The sequence below is a fragment of the Prevotella sp. AM23-5 genome (assembly GCF_003473645.1).
Classification (GTDB): domain Bacteria; phylum Bacteroidota; class Bacteroidia; order Bacteroidales; family Bacteroidaceae; genus Prevotella; species Prevotella copri_A.
Genome location: NZ_QUCG01000115.1, coordinates 5280 through 6600, shown reverse-complemented (window position 1 = coordinate 6600; position 1321 = coordinate 5280). Strand labels below are relative to the sequence as shown.

The following is a 1321-nucleotide window of genomic DNA, read 5'->3' as shown; positions in this document are numbered from 1 at the left end:
GCCAGCTTGTGAAAGCCGGCAGGGCTTTTGATCCGAAAATCCAAAAGATATCATATATCTATAAATATAAATACCAACTCCTGAAGAGTTGATACTTGCTTTTGTTTTTTAGGTTTACTTATCACATAAGCAAAACCCCCATCCCGCTTGAGAAAGTAGGATGGGGGATTTCTGTATTTTATACTGCTATTCCATTACGTATTATATCATCATATAAGGGTGATGGTTTGCATTCTTCAATCAACACCGGTTCTATAGATGTATCTATATTAAGGGTGGCAAGCCATAATGAAGATGTAGTGTCCAGCCAGTCGCCATTAAGCTTAGGTATAACTACTGCTACATCGATATCACTATCTTTTCTTGCTTCATTTCTACTACAAGAACCATACAGATATACTTTCGCATTAGCAAGCAATGGAAGTATTGCTTCCTTGTAGCATTTTACTATCATTAAAGCATGTTCTCTATCCATTGTTTTAATTCTTTTGTTTTATTTATTAATGTTCTGCAATATTCTGGAGTCAATTTCTTCGCCAGCTCATCTTTGTAGGATGGGTATCTTGCCTCAATATTCATTGGCATTAATTCCGCAAGAAACTTTAGCTGTTCTGATGTCATTTTTGATACTAACCCGCAGCTTTGTGCCAACTTCAAGAGGTTATGGATGTATGGAACCTCATCTGGTTTTATAGCACTCCAATACGACTTTATTGTTTTTTCTATAACCAAATGGCACATAAAGCCAACATATAGCCATCTTCCACCGTTGTACATAACCTCAGCGGTTTCGATGTCATAGTCTGCAAGTTCTTTCCAATATTTAACTTTATCTATTGCCATACGTTTTGTTTTTGTGCAAAAATAAAGCAAATAATTGAGATTGCCAAATTTTTAGTGTTAAAAAGATTTTTTAGGATAAAAGAACGCCTAAAAAGGCAAAAAATAGCAAAATAGAGCATTTGGTTTGAGTTTCAAGTGGTTGTGGCAGTCGTTGGCTTTAGTTGGCAGTGACAAGGAAATGAGGAAAAAGCAGATTAGAGAAGTAGAAACGCTTTCAAATCATTACCCAATGGAAACGCCCTAATAAGCATTTTTAACGGTGACGGTTCATATTTCCCCATTCTGCGTAAGTTTCGATTTTGCCATGCAGCTCTCATAGTTTAATTTTGCACCGAACAAAAAAGTAAGAATTATGAGATGCACTTTCAAGACAGTCTTCTATGTAAATGGAAGCAAGGAGAGAAATGGAATTGTCCCAATCATGGGGCGAGTGACAATCAACGGAACAATCGCACAGTTCAGTTGCAAGCAGAGCGTG

The 1321-nt window shown here is 36.8% G+C and carries 2 protein-coding genes and 1 pseudogene; 1 reads left to right on the top strand and 2 read right to left on the bottom strand.

Features of this window, described 5'->3' with window-relative positions; all coding sequences use genetic code 11:
- Positions 1 to 178: 178 nt before the first annotated feature.
- Both DW657_RS16400 and DW657_RS16395 read right to left on the bottom strand, forming a co-directional pair.
- Positions 179 to 475, bottom strand: a complete 297-nt coding sequence (locus tag DW657_RS16400) for a nucleotidyltransferase domain-containing protein (RefSeq protein WP_117664315.1) — start codon at positions 473 to 475, stop codon at positions 179 to 181.
- Positions 454 to 843 carry a HEPN domain-containing protein gene (locus tag DW657_RS16395; protein ID WP_117664314.1) on the bottom strand — a complete coding sequence of 130 codons (390 nt, stop codon included), beginning with the start codon at positions 841 to 843 and terminating at the stop codon, positions 454 to 456. The genes DW657_RS16400 and DW657_RS16395 overlap by 22 nt, the downstream gene beginning before the upstream one ends.
- A 349-nt stretch (positions 844 to 1192) precedes the next feature.
- Between DW657_RS16395 and DW657_RS18485 the strand changes: the two are divergent.
- Positions 1193 to 1321 (top strand): annotated as a pseudogene (locus DW657_RS18485) (site-specific integrase); the annotation flags it as partial.